General features: G+C 71.0%; 17 protein-coding genes. 8 read left to right on the top strand and 9 right to left on the bottom strand.

Annotated elements, in window-relative coordinates:
* Window positions 1-8: 8 nt before the first annotated feature.
* Window positions 9-890, bottom strand: a complete 882-nt coding sequence (ppk2, locus tag SM116_RS11780) for a polyphosphate kinase 2 (RefSeq protein WP_320941175.1) — start codon at window positions 888-890, stop codon at window positions 9-11.
* A 279-nt stretch (window positions 891-1,169) separates the two neighbouring features.
* Between ppk2 and SM116_RS11775 the strand changes: the two genes are divergently transcribed.
* Both SM116_RS11775 and SM116_RS11770 read left to right on the top strand, forming a co-directional pair.
* Complete coding sequence (locus tag SM116_RS11775) at window positions 1,170-3,896, top strand: choice-of-anchor D domain-containing protein (protein ID WP_320941174.1); 2,727 nt, start codon at window positions 1,170-1,172, stop codon at window positions 3,894-3,896.
* Between the two features lie 82 nt (window positions 3,897-3,978).
* Window positions 3,979-4,458, top strand: a complete 480-nt coding sequence (locus SM116_RS11770; protein WP_320941173.1) for a hypothetical protein — start codon at window positions 3,979-3,981, stop codon at window positions 4,456-4,458.
* A 13-nt stretch (window positions 4,459-4,471) separates the two neighbouring features.
* Here the strand turns inward: SM116_RS11770 and dapD are convergent, their stop codons facing one another.
* Window positions 4,472-5,428 (bottom strand): 2,3,4,5-tetrahydropyridine-2,6-dicarboxylate N-succinyltransferase, encoded by a 957-nt coding sequence (dapD, locus tag SM116_RS11765; protein WP_320941172.1) that lies wholly within the window; start codon window positions 5,426-5,428, stop codon window positions 4,472-4,474.
* A gap of 82 nt (window positions 5,429-5,510) precedes the next feature.
* On the opposite strand from dapD, the gene dapE reads away from it, so the two are divergent.
* The 3 genes from dapE to SM116_RS11750 all read left to right on the top strand — a co-directional run bounded on the left by dapE (window position 5,511) and on the right by SM116_RS11750 (window position 8,074).
* The gene (gene dapE / locus SM116_RS11760; protein ID WP_320941171.1) at window positions 5,511-6,587 is read left to right on the top strand and encodes a succinyl-diaminopimelate desuccinylase; all 1,077 of its coding nucleotides are present in this window, start codon (window positions 5,511-5,513) and stop codon (window positions 6,585-6,587) included.
* Window positions 6,569-7,798, top strand: a complete 1,230-nt coding sequence (locus tag SM116_RS11755) for a hypothetical protein (RefSeq protein ID WP_320941170.1) — start codon at window positions 6,569-6,571, stop codon at window positions 7,796-7,798. Before dapE ends, SM116_RS11755 begins: the two co-directional genes overlap by 19 nt.
* A gap of 102 nt (window positions 7,799-7,900) precedes the next feature.
* On the top strand, window positions 7,901-8,074 hold the full coding sequence (locus tag SM116_RS11750) for a DUF3117 domain-containing protein (RefSeq protein WP_320941169.1): 174 nt from the start codon (window positions 7,901-7,903) through the stop codon (window positions 8,072-8,074).
* Between the two features lie 72 nt (window positions 8,075-8,146).
* Here SM116_RS11750 and SM116_RS11745 read toward each other — a convergent pair whose 3' ends face one another.
* Window positions 8,147-8,800, bottom strand: coding sequence for an O-methyltransferase (locus SM116_RS11745; RefSeq protein ID WP_320941168.1), 654 nt, complete (start codon window positions 8,798-8,800; stop codon window positions 8,147-8,149).
* A gap of 75 nt (window positions 8,801-8,875) precedes the next feature.
* On the opposite strand from SM116_RS11745, the gene SM116_RS11740 reads away from it, so the two are divergent.
* Entirely contained in the window at window positions 8,876-9,241 is a 366-nt protein-coding gene (locus tag SM116_RS11740; RefSeq protein WP_320941167.1) for a twin-arginine translocase TatA/TatE family subunit, read from the top strand.
* A gap of 19 nt (window positions 9,242-9,260) precedes the next feature.
* Here SM116_RS11740 and SM116_RS11735 read toward each other — a convergent pair whose 3' ends face one another.
* Genes SM116_RS11735 through SM116_RS11725 form a run of 3 tightly spaced genes read right to left on the bottom strand, consistent with a single transcriptional unit; the run spans window position 9,261 to window position 12,231 of the window.
* The gene (locus SM116_RS11735; protein ID WP_320941166.1) at window positions 9,261-10,415 is read right to left on the bottom strand and encodes an Mrp/NBP35 family ATP-binding protein; all 1,155 of its coding nucleotides are present in this window, start codon (window positions 10,413-10,415) and stop codon (window positions 9,261-9,263) included.
* Window positions 10,412-10,957 (bottom strand): DUF1003 domain-containing protein, encoded by a 546-nt coding sequence (locus SM116_RS11730; RefSeq protein WP_320941165.1) that lies wholly within the window; start codon window positions 10,955-10,957, stop codon window positions 10,412-10,414. Before SM116_RS11730 ends, SM116_RS11735 begins: the two co-directional genes overlap by 4 nt.
* A complete protein-coding gene (locus tag SM116_RS11725) occupies window positions 10,957-12,231 on the bottom strand; it encodes a magnesium transporter MgtE N-terminal domain-containing protein (RefSeq protein ID WP_320941164.1) in 1,275 nt (424 codons plus the stop codon). The genes SM116_RS11730 and SM116_RS11725 overlap by 1 nt, the downstream gene beginning before the upstream one ends.
* A 112-nt stretch (window positions 12,232-12,343) precedes the next feature.
* On the opposite strand from SM116_RS11725, the gene SM116_RS11720 reads away from it, so the two are divergent.
* Both SM116_RS11720 and SM116_RS11715 read left to right on the top strand, forming a co-directional pair.
* Window positions 12,344-13,045, top strand: a complete 702-nt coding sequence (locus SM116_RS11720) for a YflT domain-containing protein (protein WP_320941163.1) — start codon at window positions 12,344-12,346, stop codon at window positions 13,043-13,045.
* A 27-nt stretch (window positions 13,046-13,072) separates the two neighbouring features.
* Complete coding sequence (locus tag SM116_RS11715; protein WP_320941162.1) at window positions 13,073-13,765, top strand: alpha/beta hydrolase family protein; 693 nt, start codon at window positions 13,073-13,075, stop codon at window positions 13,763-13,765.
* A 45-nt stretch (window positions 13,766-13,810) separates the two neighbouring features.
* On the opposite strand, the gene SM116_RS11710 is transcribed toward SM116_RS11715, so the two are convergent.
* Genes SM116_RS11710 through SM116_RS11700 form a run of 3 tightly spaced genes read right to left on the bottom strand, consistent with a single transcriptional unit; the run spans window position 13,811 to window position 18,134 of the window.
* The gene (locus SM116_RS11710; RefSeq protein WP_320941161.1) at window positions 13,811-15,634 is read right to left on the bottom strand and encodes a gamma-glutamyltransferase family protein; all 1,824 of its coding nucleotides are present in this window, start codon (window positions 15,632-15,634) and stop codon (window positions 13,811-13,813) included.
* Entirely contained in the window at window positions 15,631-17,070 is a 1,440-nt protein-coding gene (locus tag SM116_RS11705) for an aminopeptidase P family protein (protein ID WP_320941160.1), read from the bottom strand. The genes SM116_RS11710 and SM116_RS11705 overlap by 4 nt, the downstream gene beginning before the upstream one ends.
* A 38-nt stretch (window positions 17,071-17,108) precedes the next feature.
* Window positions 17,109-18,134 carry an endonuclease/exonuclease/phosphatase family protein gene (locus SM116_RS11700; protein WP_320941159.1) on the bottom strand — a complete coding sequence of 342 codons (1,026 nt, stop codon included), beginning with the start codon at window positions 18,132-18,134 and terminating at the stop codon, window positions 17,109-17,111.
* Between the last annotated feature and the right edge of the window lie 73 nt (window positions 18,135-18,207).

Raw genomic sequence — 18,207 nt, 5'->3', positions numbered from 1 at the left:
GCCCGGCGTCAGCGCTTCGCGTCTTCGTGCTGCGCGATCGCCGCCGCCTCCCCATCCCGATCGCCGTCGGACGGGAGTCGGTGCTTCCCGTGCTTGTGCAGCAGCTCGGCGGCGTAGTCCGGGACGATCGTCGCGGGGTCGCGCGGCGGCCGCTCGTAACCGCCGGAGCCCGGTCGATCGGGAATGTCTATGGGCTCGCGCTCCACGAGCGTGTAGGGGATCCGCGAGAGCAGATGGTGGATCATGTTGATCCGGCCGCGCCGCTTGTCGTCGTTGTCGACCTCGAACCATGGCGCCTCGGGGATGTCGGTGTGCACGAACATCGTGTCCTTGGCCCGCGAGTAGTCCTCCCACTTCGTGATCGACACGACGTCGTTGGGGCTCAGCTTCCACCGACGCATCGGGTCGTCGTTGCGGGAGCGGAACCGCACCTCCTGCTCGACATCCGACACGCTGAACCAGTACTTCAGGAGCAGGATGCCGTCCTCGACGAGCATCCGCTCGAAGATCGGCGCCTGATGCAGGAAGCGGTGGTACTCCGCGTTCGTGCAGTAGCCCATGACGTGCTCGACCCCGGCGCGGTTGTACCACGAGCGGTCCATGAGCACGATCTCGCCCGCGGCGGGCAAGTGCGGGATGTAGCGCTGGAAGTACCACTGCGTCTTCTCGCGCTCCGTCGGCGTCGGCAGGGCGACCGTGCGCGTGACGCGGGGGTTCAGGTACTGCGCGACCCGGTTGATCGTGGAGCCCTTGCCGGCCGCATCCCGCCCCTCGAAGATCACGATGATGCGCGCGCCCGTCGCCTGAACCCACGCCTGCATGTCCACCAGCCGCGCCTGCAGGACCTTCAGCTCGTCCTCGTACAGGCGCTTGGGCATCCGAGCGCTCATGTGACCCCCTCGTCGTCGCTGGTCCGACGATAGCGCCTCGTCGGCGAGGGGCCTCGACCTCCGTGAGAGTGAGCCCGGGCGCTGCCGCCGTCGTCGGCGCCACACCGGGTGTTGCCCGGAGATGCCGAGGTGTATAGTATGCCGCGCGAATACGCCATCGGCCGACACAGGGTAGGCCACAGGGAGGGTGCAGCGCATCGCAGAGCCGGGGGGTCTCTGATGCGGTATCTCTCTTCGCGCGCGCCCGAAAGTGCGCGCCGCCATCTCACGCGCGGTCGAATGGTCGCCGGGGTCGTCGCGGTTGCCGCCGCGGTCGCGCTGGCCATCACGGGCCCCGGAAGCATGGCGCTCGCGGCGCCGATGCCGGACGCGGTCGCATCGGCGAAGCATCCGCATCCGAATCCCGTCAAACCGCACATCATGTACACGAAGACGAAGCACCAGTCGAAGCCCAGCGGGCCGGCCTTCGACTCGACGACGGACATGACGTATCACGGCGGGTCGGTCATGCGCTCGGTCACGAACTACGCGATCTTCTGGAATCCGGCGACCCAGCCGGCGGGCTATCCCGCGGGCGGGATGTTCGACGCGAACTTCCGGGCGACCGTCGACAACTACTTCCACGATGTCGGCGGCACGCCGTACTACGACATCCTCACCCAGTACGGCGACAACACCGGCCAGCCGGTGCCGAACGAGGCCTTCTTCGGCGGCGACTGGGTCGACACGACGACGTTCCCGCACGCGGGCACGAACGCGGACCCGCTGACGGACGGCGACATCCGCGATTCGATCGATCGCGCGATCGCCGCCAACCCGACATGGCAGGCGCCGAGCAACTCCACGATGTACTTCGTCTACACCGGCAAGAACGTCATCGAGTGCTCGGACAGCACGGACTGCTTCGCGGCGAACGATTACCTGGGCAACTCGGGAAGCAACGGCAAATACTGCGCATACCACTGGAACAACGGCAACAAGATCTACGCGTACATCCCGTACGCCTCGACCGGGTCGTGCTATGGCGACGACACGCTGTGGCCGAACTCGCCGGCCGCGAACTTCACGGTGGCCGGTGTGGACGTGGCCCTGGATGTGACCAGCCACGAGCAGTTCGAGGCGAACACCGACCCGTTCGGCGACGGCTGGTACGACGACGTCGATGGGCATGCCGGTGAGAACGGCGACAAGTGCAACTTCAACTACGGTCCGTATGAACCCGACGGGACGAACGTCGTGCTGCACGGGCATGCATATCAACTGCAGCTCGAGTGGAGCAACAGCGCACCCCACGGGTGCGTGAAGCGGTACGGGGCCCGGCCGGCGACATCCATCACCGGCGACCTGAGCTTCGGGACCGTCGCTCGCGGCGGCAGCGCCACGCACGAGATCGCGGTGCAGAACACCGGCAGCGGCGTGCTCGACATCCTGGGCGCCTACCTGAGCAGCACGTCGAACGCGGCATTCAGCGTCACGCCGAAGGCGCCGTTCCACTCGTCTCTGAACCCCGGCGATGTCGATCTGTTCGATGTCACCGTCGCCCCGTCCGGATCGACCACGACCAGCGGCCCGATCACCGGGACGTTCGTGGTCGACACGAACGACACCGTGCCGAACCTCACGGGCCAGCCCACGACGGCGCAGCTCACCGCGACGAATTCGGTCGCGGCGACGGCGACGGTCGGGCTGCCGGTGGCGTCGGTGAGCGGATCGCTCGACTTCGGCGTCGCCTGCCCTGGAGCGTTCAGCGATCGGCAGATCACCGTCACGAACACCGGTCTCGCCCCGCTCACCATCTCGAGCGTCACGATCGGCGCGGGAAGCTCGCCGGGGCTCTCGGTGCTGAACGTGCCGACGCTGCCCACCACGCTGGCCATCGGCGCGCAGATCGCGTTCACGGTGCGATACGCGCCTCCGGGACCGCTCGGCGGGCCGGTGACGGGTACCGTGCGGATCGTCACCGACGACCCTGCGAACCCGCTCATCTCGGTGCCGATCACGGGGTCGGTCGGTCAGTCGGTGCTGAACGTCAGCACGACCGCGCTCGATTTCGGCGGGGTCGCCACCGACGACCGCACGAGCCCGAGCAGCGTGACCACGCAGCTGACCGTCACGAACAGCGGCACGTGCGCGCTGTCGGTGTCGGCGCTGACGATCGGCGGCGTCGATGGAGCGGACTTCACGATCGTGGGCGGACCCGCCCTCCCGGTGAACATCGGCACCGGGGCGTCGATGAACCTCGCGGTGCGCTTCGACCCCTCGGCGGCGGGCGGTCGCAGCGGCACGCTGACGATCGCGTCGAACGATCCGGCGCACGCATCCGTGGTCGTCTCGCTCACGGGTGCCGGGCTCATACCGGGCATCCTCGCCTCGCCCGCGGCCGTGACGTTCGGCCCCACGGTCATCCAGAGTCAGGCGCCGGGCTATCCGGGTGCGACATCCCCGGTCGTCATCACCGACAACGGACAGTCCGAGCTGATCGTGGACGCCGCCGACGCTGCGCCGACACCGCCCTTCAGCGCACCGGGAGCGACGAATCCGCTCTCGCGCTTCGCGCGGGGCACGCACTTCAGCGAACCTGTGACGTTCGCGCCGATGGCCGTCGGGAAGTTCACCGGCGCCCTGACGATCGACGACAACGACCCGGAGGGCGGCGCTCATGCGAGTGTGCCGCTGTGCGGCGAGGGGGTGCTGCGCGGCATCCGAGTGCTGGTCGTGAACCAGGCGGGCGTGCCGTATCCGAGTGTGGCCAAGCTCAAGCTGCAGAGCCACGGCACGTCGACCAACGTCAACACGAACGTCGGTCCTCTGTCGCTGAGGACGGCGCCGAACGCGTGCACGCCGACGCAGATGCAGTTCGAGGCGCAGGGCCTTCCCACGGCGGGAACGCCCAACCAGCGCGGGTCGTACTACACGCTCACCGCCTCGGTGGGCGGCAAGTCTACGACCACGACCTTCACGCTCGGCGCGTCCGAGTTCAAGGTCATGACCATCACCGTCAAGTGACCGACGGCATGGTGCAGGGGCACACGCCCCTGCACCATGCTGGTCGGGGGGACAGTGCCTGCGGAGGGAAGAGGGGAGCGCGATGACCAGGGGATGGGGAGCGGCTCTGGCGATCGCCGTGGCGCTCGCGGCCGTGACGGGATGCAGCGCCGTCGGGGCACCGCATCCGAGCCCTTCCTCTTCCGTCTCGGCCTCCGTGCCGAGCCCGCGCGCCAGCACCGCGACGCCCGAGCCGGTGGACGGCGTGGTGTCGGTGGACGAGAGCGAGAACGGCATGACGGTCACCGTCCACACGGGTGACCGGATCGTCGCGACGCTCCACAACACCTACTGGCAGTTCGCGGCGCCGACCGGAGTGCTCCGGCCGCGTGGTGACGCCGTCACGACGCCGGATCCGAAGGGATCATGCCTTCCCGGAGTCGGCTGCGGCACCGTCCGCCTCACGGCGCTCGCGGCCTCCGCGGGGGAAGGAGCGCTCACCGCCAGCCGGACCAGCTGCGGCGAGGCGATGGGGTGCGCGCCCGGTCAGGGCAGCTGGTCCATCCACGTCGTCGTCCGCTGACCTCCCCGGTCGTTCAGGCGTGCAGGGCCTCGTTGAGGGTCACTCCGGCGCCCGCGCGTCGCACGGCCTCGACGGCACCGGTCAGCGAGTTGCGGCGGAAGAGGATGCCGGGCACGCCCGAGAGCTCCGCGCCCTTGACCGTCGGCCGTGAGCCGTCGGCGCGAGGCGCCTCGTCGACGAGCACGATCTTCGAACCGGCCGTCACGTAGAGCCCCGCCTCGACCACGCAGTCGTCGCCCAGCGAGATGCCGACGCCCGCGTTCGCGCCGAGCAGCGTGCGCGCCCCGATCGAGACGCGGTGCTGCCCGCCGCCCGACAGCGTTCCCATGATGGATGCGCCGCCCCCGATGTCGCTGCCGTCGCCGACGACGACACCCTGGGAGACGCGACCCTCGACCATGGAGGCGCCGAGCGTGCCGGCGTTGTAGTTCACGAAGCCCTCGTGCATGACCGTCGTGCCGGGAGAGAGGTACGCCCCGAGCCGCACGCGGGATGCATCGGCGATGCGGACACCCTCCGGCACGACGTAGTCCAGGAGCCGCGGGAACTTGTCGAGGCCCTGGATCTGGATCCCATCGCGCGCGAGTTCGGGACGCAGGCGGGCGGCGTCCTCGGGATGCATCGGCCCGGCGTTGGTCCACGCCACGTTCGGCAGGTGGCCGAAGACTCCGTCGAGGTTCACCTCGTTGGGACGCACGAGCCGGTGCGACAGGGCGTGCAGCCGCAGATAGGCATCCGGAGTCGACGAGGGGGCCGCATCCAGGTCGGACTCGACCGCCACGACGTCGACGCGCACACGCCGGCGCTCGTCGGGGACGGCGAGCCGGTCGAGGTTCTCCGGGGCGATGGCCGGATCGAGCCCGAGCGGCAGACGGCCGATCACCGGCTCGGGGAACCACGTGTCGAGGACGGCGCCCTCATCGGTCGTCGTCACCAGGCCCCAGCCCCACACCCATCGCTCGTCGCTCATGCCTCCAGGCTACCCAGCGCGGCGACGGGACTCCGGTCCGATGACGGAGAGGGGGCTGAGAGCGCGCCGATAGACTCGGAGGATGCCGCGCCTCGACCTGTCCGCGTCCAGTGTGTCGCTCACCCGCGCGATCTGCGACATCCCCAGCGTCTCCGACGACGAGACGACGCTCGCCGATGCGATCTTCGAGGCGGTGAGCGCGCTCCCGCACCTCGAGGTGTTCCGGGACGGCGACACGATCGTCGCGCGCACCGACCTCGGCCGTCCGCAGCGCGTGGCGATCGCGGGCCACATCGACACGGTCCCGATCAACGCGAACGTGCCGACGCGCGACATCGAGATCGACGGCGAGCCCTACCTGTGGGGCCGCGGCACGGTCGACATGAAGGCGGGGGTCGCCGTGCAGCTGAAGCTCGCCGCCGAGCTCGCCGAGCCCCGCGTCGACCTCACCTGGATGTGGTACGACCACGAAGAGGTCGAGGCCGACCGCAACGGCCTCGGGCGCCTCTCGCGAGACCGCCCGGATCTGTTCGCCGCCGACTTCGCGATCCTCGGCGAACCGTCCAACGGTCAGGTGGAAGGCGGATGCAACGGCACGATGCGCGCCGTCGTCCGCACGCACGGCATCCGTGCGCACAGCGCCCGTGCGTGGGTGGGCGAGAACGCCATCCACCGCGCCGCGCCCATCCTCATGCGGCTGTCCGAGTACCGCCCGCGGGAGGTGACCGTCGACGGGCTCGCCTACCGCGAGGGCCTCAATGCCGTCGCCATCCGCGGCGGCATCGCCGGCAACGTGATCCCCGACCTCTGCGAGATCGAGGTGAACTACCGCTTCGCACCCAGCCGGTCGGCCGAGGCCGCCGCCGCGCATCTGCGCGATGTGTTCGCCGGCTTCGAGGTCGAGATCACGGATGCGGCCGAGGGGGCGCGACCGGGTCTGGATGCGCCGCTCGCACAGGAGTTCCTCGCCGCCGTGGGCGCAGAGCCCCGACCGAAGTACGGGTGGACCGATGTCGCCCGGTTCTCGTCCCTCGGCGTACCTGCGGTCAACTACGGTCCGGGTGACCCGCAGCTGGCCCACCACGACGAGGAGCGGGTGCCGCTCGCCCAGATCGACGCCGTCGAGCGTGGACTGCGGGCATGGCTGACGGCACGCTGACCCGAGACGAGCCGGGCGCCCTCGAACGCGCGTGGCAGCACCCTGCCCTGCGCGTCGCGGTCCTCTACGTCGCCGCACGCGTTGTCACGACGCTGTTCTTCTTCGGCGCATCGGCGTTGTCGGGTCCCGCATCCCGATTCGGGATGCACGCCGCATTCGGGACGCTTGTCATGGGCTGGGATGCGCAGTGGTACTGGTTCACGGCGGACAACGGGTATCCGTCCACCGTCCCGGTGAACCCGCAGGGACAGGTCACCGAGAACCAATGGGCGTTCCTGCCGCTGTATCCGTACCTGGCGAAGCTCGTCGGCATCCCGCTCGGCGGCTGGCCGGTCGCGGCGGTGTTCATCTCGCTCGTCGCGGGCTACCTCTCCGCACTCGTGCTCTTCCGCATGCTGCGGCTCAAGCTGGATGCCACGGCGTCGACGTGGGCGGTCCTCTTCTTCGTGTCGGGCCCTCTCGCCGCGCTCTTCCAGGTCGGCTACGCCGAGGCCCTCTTCATGCTGTGGCTGCTGCTGGCGCTGTGGCTGCTCATGCAGCGGCGCTACGGGTGGCTGTACCTGCTGATCCCGCTCATGGGATTCACGCGACCCGGCGTGCTGGCCTTCGCACTGCTCCTGGGCCTGTTCGGCATCTGGCGGTGGTTCACCCGCACGCGCGAGCCCCTCGGGGTGCGCGAGATCGTGCACATCGTGGCGCTCGCCGCCCTCGCCACGGTCGTCGGCTTCGCGTGGCAGGTGATCGCCGGGATCGCGACACGGGATCCGAGCGCCTACCTGCGGACGGAGCTCGCCTGGCGCAGGAACTGGATCCCGGACTCGGCGAGCAACTTCTTCCCCTTCGACGGCTTCCTCGTCGGCGCTCACTTCTGGTCGGGCGTGTGGGGCTGGGGCGAGTACGGGGGATACGTCTTCCTCGCCGCGGCGGTGGTGGCGATCGCGGCTCTCCTGCTCTTCGAGCCGCACGTGCGGCGGCTCGGTGTCGAGCTGCGGCTGTGGTCGGCGAGCTACCTGCTCTACCTCCTGGCGGTCTTCTTCCCTCAGTCGAGCATCTTCCGGCTCCTCTTCCCGCTCTCGCCGCTGTGGGGCGCGGTCGCGGCGCCGAAGTCGACGCCGTGGCGGGTCGGCGTCCTGATCGCGTGCATCGTCGGGCAGTGGTGGTGGATCTACAACATGTATGCGCTCGCCAACACCTATTGGCAGATTCCCTAGCCGGAATACATGCGGAGGAACCGCCGGAATCCGCCGCGATTTCAGGCCTGTCAGTAACAGACGATAAACTTGATCCAGACCAGCGACGAAAGGGAGCCAAGAATGGCAGCCATGAAGCCGAGAACCGGAGACGGGCCGATGGAGGCCGTCAAGGAGGGCCGCCTCATCATCGTGCGTGTGCCGCTCGAGGGCGGCGGTCGTCTCGTCGTCTCCGTGAACGACGCCGAGGCCAAGGAGCTCTACAACGTGCTCGGCGAGGTCGTCAGCGCCGCCTGAGCACCTCCGCGATCACGGGAAGGCCGGTCTTCGGACCGGCCTTCGTCGTCTCCGGGACCCGGACGGGTACGGCTATGCCGAGGGGAGCGTCGTGAGCTGCAGCAGTCCCTCGGCCACGGTGGAGAGCGCGCCGATCACCGCGGGGGAGTTCTGCGTCTCCGTGATGAGCGAGCGGTAGGCCGTCGTGACCGGATCGCGCCGCACCGGGTCGGCGACCGCGCCGCCGGCGAGCACGCGCGGCACGAGGACAGTGCCACCCGGGCGCACGAGCTTCAGGCCGTGCTCCACGTACTCGATGACACCGTCGGGGTCGGCGTCCACCAGCACGATGTCGTACGACGCCTCGTTCATACGGGGCAGCACGTCGGCCGCGCGTCCGGTGATGAACCGGGAGCGGGCGGGCGGGATGCGGGCGTCTCCGAACGCCTGCCGTGCGGCGGCGAGGTGCTCGGGCTCGGTGTCGATCGTCGTGAGGATCGCCCGTGGGGCGCCGTGCAGCAGCCACAGACCCGAGATGCCGGCACCGGTGCCGATCTCGACGATGTTCAGGGCGGCGGAGGCGGCGGCGAGCACGGCGATCTGCGCGCCGACGGGCGGGCTCACCGGTGCGGCACCGAGCTCGAGGGCGTGCGCACGCGCCCGAGCGATGTGCTCCGGCTCGACGATCGTCTCGCGCGCGAACCGGTCCTTCGCGCCGTCGACCGCCTGCGCCTCCTTCTCGCCCATATCCCAGACCTCCGTTCCGAAGCCTACGCGTGCGCGGGTGGGGCCACCGCCAGGCGCGGCGGGTAACCTGAACTCATGATCTTCGGCCTCACCATCGAGAAGCTGCTGGTGATCGGTGTGATCGCCGCGTTCCTCGTCGGACCGGAGCGGCTGCCGAGGTACGCGGCGTCGCTCGCGCAGTTCACCGTCCGCGCGCGCGAGTTCATCCGCGGCGCGCGGGACCGCGTCAAGGACGAGATGGGCGAGGACTTCGACGACCTCGACTGGCGCACTCTCGACCCCCGCCAGTACGACCCCCGGCGCATCATCCGCGAGGCGCTCCTCGACGACGCGCCGGTGGCGTCGGTCGCGACGGCCGCGGCTGCAGCGCCCGCTGCGGCGGCGACGATCCAGACCTTCGTTCCGGGAGACGTTCCGCCCTTCGACGCGGAGGCGACCTGAGCCGGCGACGCGTACGACCCTAGCGGGGCGTGACCGGGAGCGAGCGGCCGGAGAGACCGCGCGGTCGCACCGACAACCGCGCCGCGAGGTCGACGATCGCACGAGCCGCGGAATCATCCGGGTCGGCGACGACGACAGGGATGCCGGCATCCCCGCCCGCTCTCAGCGCGGGGCTCAGCGGCACCTGGGCGAGCAGCGCGACGGTCTCCTCGGCGGTGGAGAGCGCCTCTGCGACACGCTCTCCGCCCCCTGACCCGAAGAGGTCGACGACCGTCCCATCGGGGAGGGTCATCGCGCCCATGTTCTCCACCACGCCGATGACGTGCTGTCCCGTCTGACGCGCGACGAGGCCGCTGCGGACCGCGACGTCCGATGCCGCGGTCTGCGGTGTCGTCACGACGAGCACTTCCGCGTGAGGGAGGAGCTGGCCGACGGAGATCGCGACGTCGCCCGTGCCGGGAGGCATGTCGAGGAGCAGGACGTCGAGGTCGCCGAAGTGCACGTCGGTCAGGAACTGCTGGACGGTCCGGTGCAGCATCGGCCCGCGCCACGCGACCGCCGCGCCTTCGTCGCCCTCCCGAAGGAACATGCCGATCGAGATGGTCTTCACGTCGTACGCGACCGGCGGCAGGATGAGCTCGTCGATGCGGGTGGGCTTCACTGTGCGGCCCGCGTCGTCGACGAGCCCGAGCAGCGCCGGGATCGAGAAGCCGTGCACGTCCGCGTCCACGAGCCCCACCGCAAGGCCACGGCGCGCGAGGGCGACCGCGAGGTTGGCGGTCAGGGTCGACTTCCCGACGCCGCCCTTGCCACTCGTCACGGCGATGACGCGCGTCAGGGACTCGGGACCGAAGGGGATCGTCCGCGTACGAGCCCCGCGCAGGCGCTCGGTCAGCTCGCGGCGCTCGTCCGAGGTCATGACTCCGACGGTGAGGTCGACGGCATCCACTCCGGCCACCGAGGCGGCGGCCTCGCGCACGTCCCGCTCGATGCGCTGGGCGGCCGGGCACCCGACGATGGTCAGCGCGATGCCGACGTGCGCCGTGCCGCCGTCGACCCGGATGTCGCGCAGCATCCCCAGATCGGCGAGGGGGCGGCGCAGCTCGGGATCCGAGACGGCTCCGACGGCAGCGCGCACCGCGTCGCCCAGCAGGGCGTCGCCCTGTGCGGTCACGCCGGTCCTCCCGGCCGCTCGACGGCCACCGCGCGGGCGTCGCGCTCGTCCAGCTGCTCGAGGAGGCCGCGCAGTTCCTGGCGCAGCGTGTCCTTCGTCACGACCTCTCCGGAGACCTCTGTCAGCGCCATGCGCAGGGCCACGATCTCGCGGGCGAGGTACTCGGTGTCGGCGAGATTGCGCTCCGCGCGCTGCCGGTCCTGCTCGATCTGGACGCGGTCGCGGTCGTCCTGCCGGTTCTGCGCCAACAGGATGAGGGGCGCGGCGTACGAGGCCTGCAGCGACAGGATGAGCGTCAGCAGCGTGAAATTCGTCTTCGCCGGGTCGTACTGCAGCGCGGGAGGCGCCCAGATGTTCCAGGTCAGCCACACCGCGACGAAGATCGTCATGCCGATGAGGAACCCGGAGGTGCCCATGGCGCGCGCGAACGCCTCGGAGAAGCGGCCGAACCGGTCGCTGGACTGCTGCTGCGGGTTGCGGCTCAGCATGCCCGAGCGCCCGCGGGGCGCGTCGAGCGAGGGCTGTCGGGTCTGGCGTGCCATCAACGGCCCCCCGTTCGAGTCGTGGGCGCGGCATCCACCTCTTCCGCGTCGTGCGTGCGCCAGTCATCGGGCAGGAGGTAGTCGAGGACGTCGTCGACGCTGACCGCGCCGACGAGGCGGTGCGCCTGGTCGATGACGGGCAGGGAGACGAGGTTGTAGCTGGCGAGCAGGCGCGCGACCTCGGCGGCGGAGGAGGTGGCGGGCACCGGGTCGAGGGTGTCGTCGATGATCGCGCCGAGCCGCTCGTGCGGCGGGTAGCGCAGCATCCGCTGGAAGTGGACGGTGCCGAGCAGGCGCCCGGTGGGCGTCTCGTAGGGAGGCAGCGTGACGAACACCGCCGCGGCGAGCGCGGGATGCAGCTCGTGACGACGGATGAGGGCCAGTGCCTCGGCGACCGTCGCGTCCGCGGACAGGACGATCGGCTCCGGCGTCATGAGACCGCCCGCCGTGTCCGGCCCGTATTTCAGGAGCGCGCGGACGTCCTCCGCCTCCTCCGGCTCCATGAGCTCGAGGAGCTGCTCGCTGCGTGCCTCCGGCAGCTGACCGAGGAGGTCGGCCGCGTCATCGGGCTCCATCGCATCCAGGATGTCGGCGGCCCGCTCGTCGCCGAGCTGCTCGAGGATGTGCATCTGGTCGTCCTCCGGCATCTCCTCGAGGGCGTCGGCGAGACGGTCGTCGGGGAGCTCCTCGGCGACCTCGATCAGTCGATCTTCGGGAAGGTCGAGGAGGGTGTTGGCGAGGTCGGCGGGCTTGAGCTCGCTGTAGGTCGCGACCAGCTGCTCGGCCGACTGCGCCTCGCCCGGGTCCTGGCTCTCGCGCACGTCGGACCAGGACGCGAAGGTGGTCGGGCCTTTCGCGAAGGGGGATGCGCTCGTCTTCGGCTTGCGCAGGAAGAGCTGACCGACATCCCACTCGCCGGTGCGGCTGCGCTCGATCGCGACATCCTCGATGACGGCCTGCGTGCGGTCGGCGAGGAAGACCTTGCGGCCGACCAGCTCGGCCATCACGCGGACCTCGCCACCGCGCTGCTGGAAGCGGCGCACATTGATGAGCCCGGTCGTGATGACCTGCCCGGTCGCGATCGAGGTCACGCGTCCGATCGAGACGAAGACATTCCGCCGACCCGGGATCTCGACGACGAGTCCGATGACGCGCGGCGGATCGGCTTTTCGGTAGATGACGACGACATCCCGGACCTTGCCGAGCCGGTCGCCCGCGGGGTCGAAGACCGAGCACCCGGACAGGCGCGCGACGAAAACCCTCTGCGTACTCACGGAACCAGCGTAGTGCGCGGGTTGCCGGCCCCAGGTGCCTGTGACCGGCGCTCCGGGTGTCCTCAGGGGAGGTGCATCGGGGCGCGCCGGACGCTCATGGGAGGATGGGGGCATGACGATGATGGGTGGATCGCCGAACGCTGCCGAGGCGGGGGAGAGCATCGCGAGCTTCCCCACGTACGACGCGGCGCAGAAGGCCGTCTCGACCCTGATCGCCGGCGACATCCCGGCCAAGGAGATCGCCATCGTCGGGTACGGGCTGCGATCGATCGAGCGGGTGACGGGCCGTCTCGGCTACGCGGCCGCCGCGCGTTCCGGTGCGATCAACGGCGTGCTGATCGGTCTGCTGTTCTCGGCGGTCTTCGTGCTCGGCAACAGCTCGGTGCCGATCCAGGCGTTCGTCGGCGTGCTGTTCGTCGGCATCGCGGTCGGCATGCTGTTCTCGCTCCTCACCTACGCGATGGTGCGCCGCAGGCGCGATTACGCCTCCGTCATGCAGGTGGTCGCGGACCACTACGACGTCACGGTGCGGCCGGACAGCATCCATCGCGCCCGCCAGGTGATCGGTGCGCAGGCGGGCGCAATCCCGCCGCGGGTTCCCGCGTCGACCGAGCAGGCGGCCGGTGCGGCCCCACCCGCGCCCCCCGAGCAGGACGCGACAGCCTGGCAGGCGGAGCCGCCGCGCTACGGCGAACGGATCACGCCCGAGGACGACGCGTCCGCGCCGGGGCACGTCGAGGCAGGGCAGGCGGATCGCCCGGGCGCCGATGACGACGGAACAGCCGGGGGGAGCGGTGCGGACTCCGAGCGCTGACCGACGCGAGTACGGCATGATGCGAGGGTGGATCAGGAGACGCCGAGCAGCCTGACCGTGGCATTGCCCGCGGGGGAGGCGGTCGTATCCGCGATGCTCGCCGTGCCCGACGAGCCGTGGGCGGCGATCGGGATCGCGCACGGGGCGGGCACCCGTATGGACCACCCGTTCATCGCCGGATTCGCGGCCGCCATGGCGGCGCACGGCGTCGCCGCGATGCGGTTCAACTTCCCCTACTCCGAAGCAGGGCGACGGATGCCGGGACCCCCGGCCCACGCGGTCGCCACGTGGGCGGCGGCCGACGCGGCGCTGCGCGAGGCCGTTCCGGGCGTGCCGGTCGTCGCCTCGGGCCGCTCGTACGGCGGTCGGATGGCCTCGATGGCGGCCGCGGCGGGAGCGATCGAGCCGGCCGCTCTCGTGTACCTCGGGTACCCCCTGCATCCGCCGGGCCGCCCGGACAGCCCGCGGGTCGAGCACCTGCCGTCGATCACCGCGCCGCAGCTGTTCCTGTCGGGGGAGAGCGACCCGTTCGTCGACCCGCACGACCAGCTCGAACAAGCCGTCGCCTCGTGTCAGGACGCAGTGCTCGAGTGGGCGCCCGGCGGCCACGGGTTCGACGTCAAGGGCCGGAAGGCCGCGCCCGCCGACCTCGCGGCCGAGATCGCCGAGCGCGTGGAGCGCTTCCTCCGGGTTCGCCTCGTCGCAGAGCGCAGGGTGTGAAGGGCGCCGGAAGCTGCTCGGGCATCGAGCAGTCCCCGGGGGCGTTCAGCGGCCGGCGGCGTAGCCGAGCGCGCCGCGCGGATTCGCGGCAGCCCAGAGCTGCCCCGTGGCGCGGTCGATGCCCACGGCCGACAGGCGTCCGAGCGACCAGTCTCCCGAGACTGCGACGTCGTGCCCGCGACGGCGCAGCCCGGCGATGACCTCCGCGCCGAGCCGGCCCTCCGCCACGACGCCCGCGGGCGTCCAGGTGCGCGGCCAGAACGAGTCGACGAGCGCGGTGGTGTGGAGGGTCGGAGCGTCGATGGCCTGCTGAGGCGCATAGCCGCCGACGAGCATGCGCAGCAGCGCCGGCAGCTGCCACTGCTCCTGCTGATCTCCGCCGGGCGTCCCGATGGCCATGACCGCGGCACCGTCGCGCAGCACGAGCGTGGGCGTGAGCGTGGTCCGCGGACGCGCTCCCGGCCGGAGAGCCGAGGGCGCCGATTCATCGAGCCACATCATCTGCAGACGCGTTCCCAGGCAGAAGCCGAGCGACGGGATCGTGGGCGACGACTGCAGCCACCCGCCCGACGGCGTCACGGCGACGATGTTGCCCCAGCGGTCCACGACGTCGATGTGGCACGTGTCGCCGCGCGTCTCGCCCGTGGCCAGGACGGTCGGCTCGCCCGTGCCCTGCACGGTGGGCTCGCCGACGCCGAGGGAGTCGTCGTCGTCCGGCCCGTGCTCGGTGCTCAGCGGCGGCCGGAACGGGATGCGGCCCTCCGGGCTGCCCGGTCGCCACTCGTGCGAAGCATCCTCGCCGAGCTCGGCGCGGCGCACGGCGATGTAATCGTCGCCCAGCAGGTCGTCGACGGGCGCGCCGTCGCCGAAGAGCGCGTCGCGGTCGGCGAGAGCGAGCTTGAGCACCTCGACGACGGTGTGCGCGCCACGTGCCGTCGACGGATCGAGCGACGCGTCGGGAAGGGGATCGAGGATGCGCAGCGCCTCGAGCAGCGCCGGCCCCTGCGACCAGGACCCGGCCTTCGCGACGACGTGACCGCGGAAGGGCGCGGTCACGGCATCCTCGAACCCGGCGCGGAAGCCGGCGACGTCCTCCGCTCGGATGACGGCGGCGTGATCGGTGCCCGACGAGTGGCGGTGCGGGGTCGCGAGGAACGCGGACGCCTCGGTCCCGACGAGCTCGGCCCAGAGGTCGCGCGCGGCATCGATGCCCGCGCCGCGATCGCCGTGGCCGATGGATGCCGCCACCAGCCGCTCGAGCACGTCGGCGTAGGCGGGGTTGCGCACGAGGTCGCCCTCGGCGGGGATGCGGCCGCCTGGCGTCCAGAGGGCGGCCGAGGAGGGCCACTGGTCGGCGAACAGCTCCGCGACGCGGGCGATCGTCGCCGCGGCGCTCGCGGAGAGGGGGACTCCGCGGCGCGCGTACTCGATCGTGGGCCGCAGTACCTCCTCCACCGTCGCCGTGCCGTGGGCGCGGAGCAGCAGCAGCCATGCGTCCACGGCACCCGGGATCGCCGCGGCGAGGCCGCCGGCGCCGGGCACGAGGTCGAGGCCCTCGGCACGGTAGTGGTCGATCGTGGCGCCGGCCGGTGCCGGTCCCTGACCCATCAGGACGACGGGGCGGCTCGGCTCGGCCGCGGTCGCGAAGATCCCCACGAGATCGCCGCCGGGGCCGTTGAGGTGCGGCTCGACCAGATGGAGCGCGAAGCCCCCCGCGACGACCGCATCGAAGGCGTTCCCGCCGCGCTCGAGGACTCCCTGGGCGACGCCCGTCGCGATCCAGTGGGTGGATGCCGCCATCCCGAACGACCCCGTCAGGGTCGGACGGGTGGTGAAGGCGGCCGGTGCGGTGTACGTCGGCGCGCTCACGCGGACGCAGCCGCGATCCAGGCCTCGACCTCGTCCGCCGTCCGCGGGATGCCGGCGGAGAGGTTCACGGGACCGTCGGCAGTCATGAGGATGTCGTCCTCGATGCGGACGCCGATGCCGCGCAGTTCCTCGGGCACGGTGAGATCGTCGATCTGGAAGTACAGTCCCGGCTCGATCGTGAACACCATTCCCGGTTCGAGCAGTCCGTCGTAGTACATCTCGCGACGCGCCTGGGCGCAGTCGTGCACGTCGATGCCGAGGTGGTGACTCGTGCCGTGCACCATGTAGCGGCGGTGCTGGCCGCCGCGGTCGGCGTCCAGCGCCTCCTCGGCGGTGACGGGCAGCAGCCCCCACTCGGCGACGCGGCGGGCGATGACCTCCATCGCCGCCGCGTGCACGTCGCGGAACCGTACGCCGGGGCGCGCGGCCGCGAACGCCGCGTCGGCGGCCTCGCGAACGGTCTCGTACACGCGCCGCTGCACATCCGTGAACCGGCCGGAGACCGGGAGCGTACGGGTGATGTCGGCGGTGTAGAGGCTGTCGACTTCGACGCCCGCGTCGATCAGGATGAGATCGCCCGGCATGACGGCGCCGTCGTTGCGCGTCCAGTGCAGGTAGCACGCGTGCGGGCCGGATGCCGCGATCGTGTCGTAGCCCTCGCCGTTCCCGTCGCTGCGCGCGCGCCGGTGGAAGACGCCCTCGACGACGCGTTCGCCGCGGGGGTGCTCGAGGATGGCGGGCAGCTCGCGCACGATGTCGTCGAAGCCGGCCGCAGTGACATCCACCGCGAGGCGCATCTGCTCGATCTCGTAGTCGTCCTTGACGAAACGCAGCTCGGACACGAAGCGCGTGAGCGCGTCATCCTCATCCAGGACGAGGTCGCCGTCGTGCGACTCGAAGCGATCGATGTGGGCCGTCGGGATGCCCAGGTCCACGGCCACGGCGTCGAGCGCCGCGCGAGGCCCGATCCAGAACTCGCCGATCGAGGCGTCCGAGTAGAACTCCGACGTCGTGCGGTCGGCGCGCTCGCGGAAGTGAAGGGTGACGTCGTGCCCGCCGGCGGCGTCGCGCGGCTCGAACACGAGTACGGCGCCCGCCTCGGAGTCCGCGCCCCAGCCCGTGAGGTGCGAGAACGCGGAGTGCGCGCGGAAGGGATAGTCGGTGTCGTTGCTGCGCTGCTTCGGCTCGCCGGCGGGGATCACCAGACGCTTGCCGGGGAACGCCTCCGACACGCGTGCGCGACGGGCGGCCGCGAAGGATGCCTGTGCCCGGGGGAGCGGCGCGGACTCCGGGCGAGAGGACCAGCCGGACGAGATGCTGTCGAGGAAGCCCTGCGGGAAGGGCTGCCGCCGATTGGTGTTCGTGTCCGCGCTCGACTCCGTGGCCTGGGTGGCCTCTGCCGTGGGTGCGCTCGTGGCGCCGTCGCCTGGGTTCATCCCTCCATCCTCGCACCCCGTGAGGGTGCCGCCGCAGGTCAGCCGCCGCTCGCGGGCTCCAGCTGGACGACGAGCGGCCGGTGGTCGCTGCCGGAGCCGTCGAGCGACCGGAGCACGACCGACCCGCTGGGACGCCAGGTCGTCGTGGTCATGACATGGTCGATGGGAGAGCCGAGGAGCGCGGGCAGCGAGGTGGGCCATGTGCCCACCGCTCCGTTGCCCGTGCGGCTCGCGGCATCCGTGCACCTGCCGAGCGTGGCGTCCTTCACGCCGAGGCCGCTCATATGGTCGATGGTCGCGTTGAAGTCGCCCGCCATGATGACATCCGCCGACGCGCACTGATCGGCCAGCCACCGCAGATCCGACTGCCACCGCGCGACGTACTCGGCGCGGGGGGCGACGGCGTGCGCGGCGACGACGACCGGCCCCATGCCGTTCACCGGCATCGCGACCACGCTCGGCACGGTGGAGGTGCCGGTCGACCCGTTCACCGACGACGCGACGACCGCGTAGTCACCCAGCCGGGGCGAGATGAGCAGAGTGGTGGAGCTCGCATCCCATCCGTGCTCGCCGTACTGCGTGTGGTACGCCCACATGCGGTGATTCATCGCCCGCATCGCCAGCGCGACCTTCTCGCCGGTCTCGATCGTCGTCTCCGGCAGCGTCACGATGTCGGCATCCATCGCCACCGCCGTCTGGGCGATCGTCTGGGCACTGGTCGCGGCGCCCGCCGTGTTCCAGGTGAGGACGCGGATGCTCTTGGCGCCCTTGGCGGGCAGCGCGTCGGTGCCCACGCCGCGGGTCATGAGGACAGCCACGCCGCCGACTGCGGCGATGCCCACCACGGCCGCGAGGGCCAGCGCGAGAGGACGCACGGGACGGATGATCGCGACCAGCAGGAGCACGAGGCACAGCGCTGCGCACACACCCACCGCGATGCCCCGGAAGGCGACGGTCTGGGCGAACGGATACGTGCGCTCGAGCCTCAGCAGCTGCGGCCAGGTCAGGACCAGGACAACGGCCGCACATGCGAGCGACACGACGATCCCGAGCACGCGCAACACTCTCGCGACTCTAGGCGAGGAGCCTGGACAAGTCGTGAGCAGACGTGGGGTGCGGCGTGGATGCGGACTCCTG

This window comes from Microbacterium rhizosphaerae (assembly GCF_034120055.1).
Lineage (GTDB): Bacteria > Actinomycetota > Actinomycetes > Actinomycetales > Microbacteriaceae > Microbacterium > Microbacterium rhizosphaerae.
This window is presented reverse-complemented; position numbering and strand designations above follow the sequence as displayed.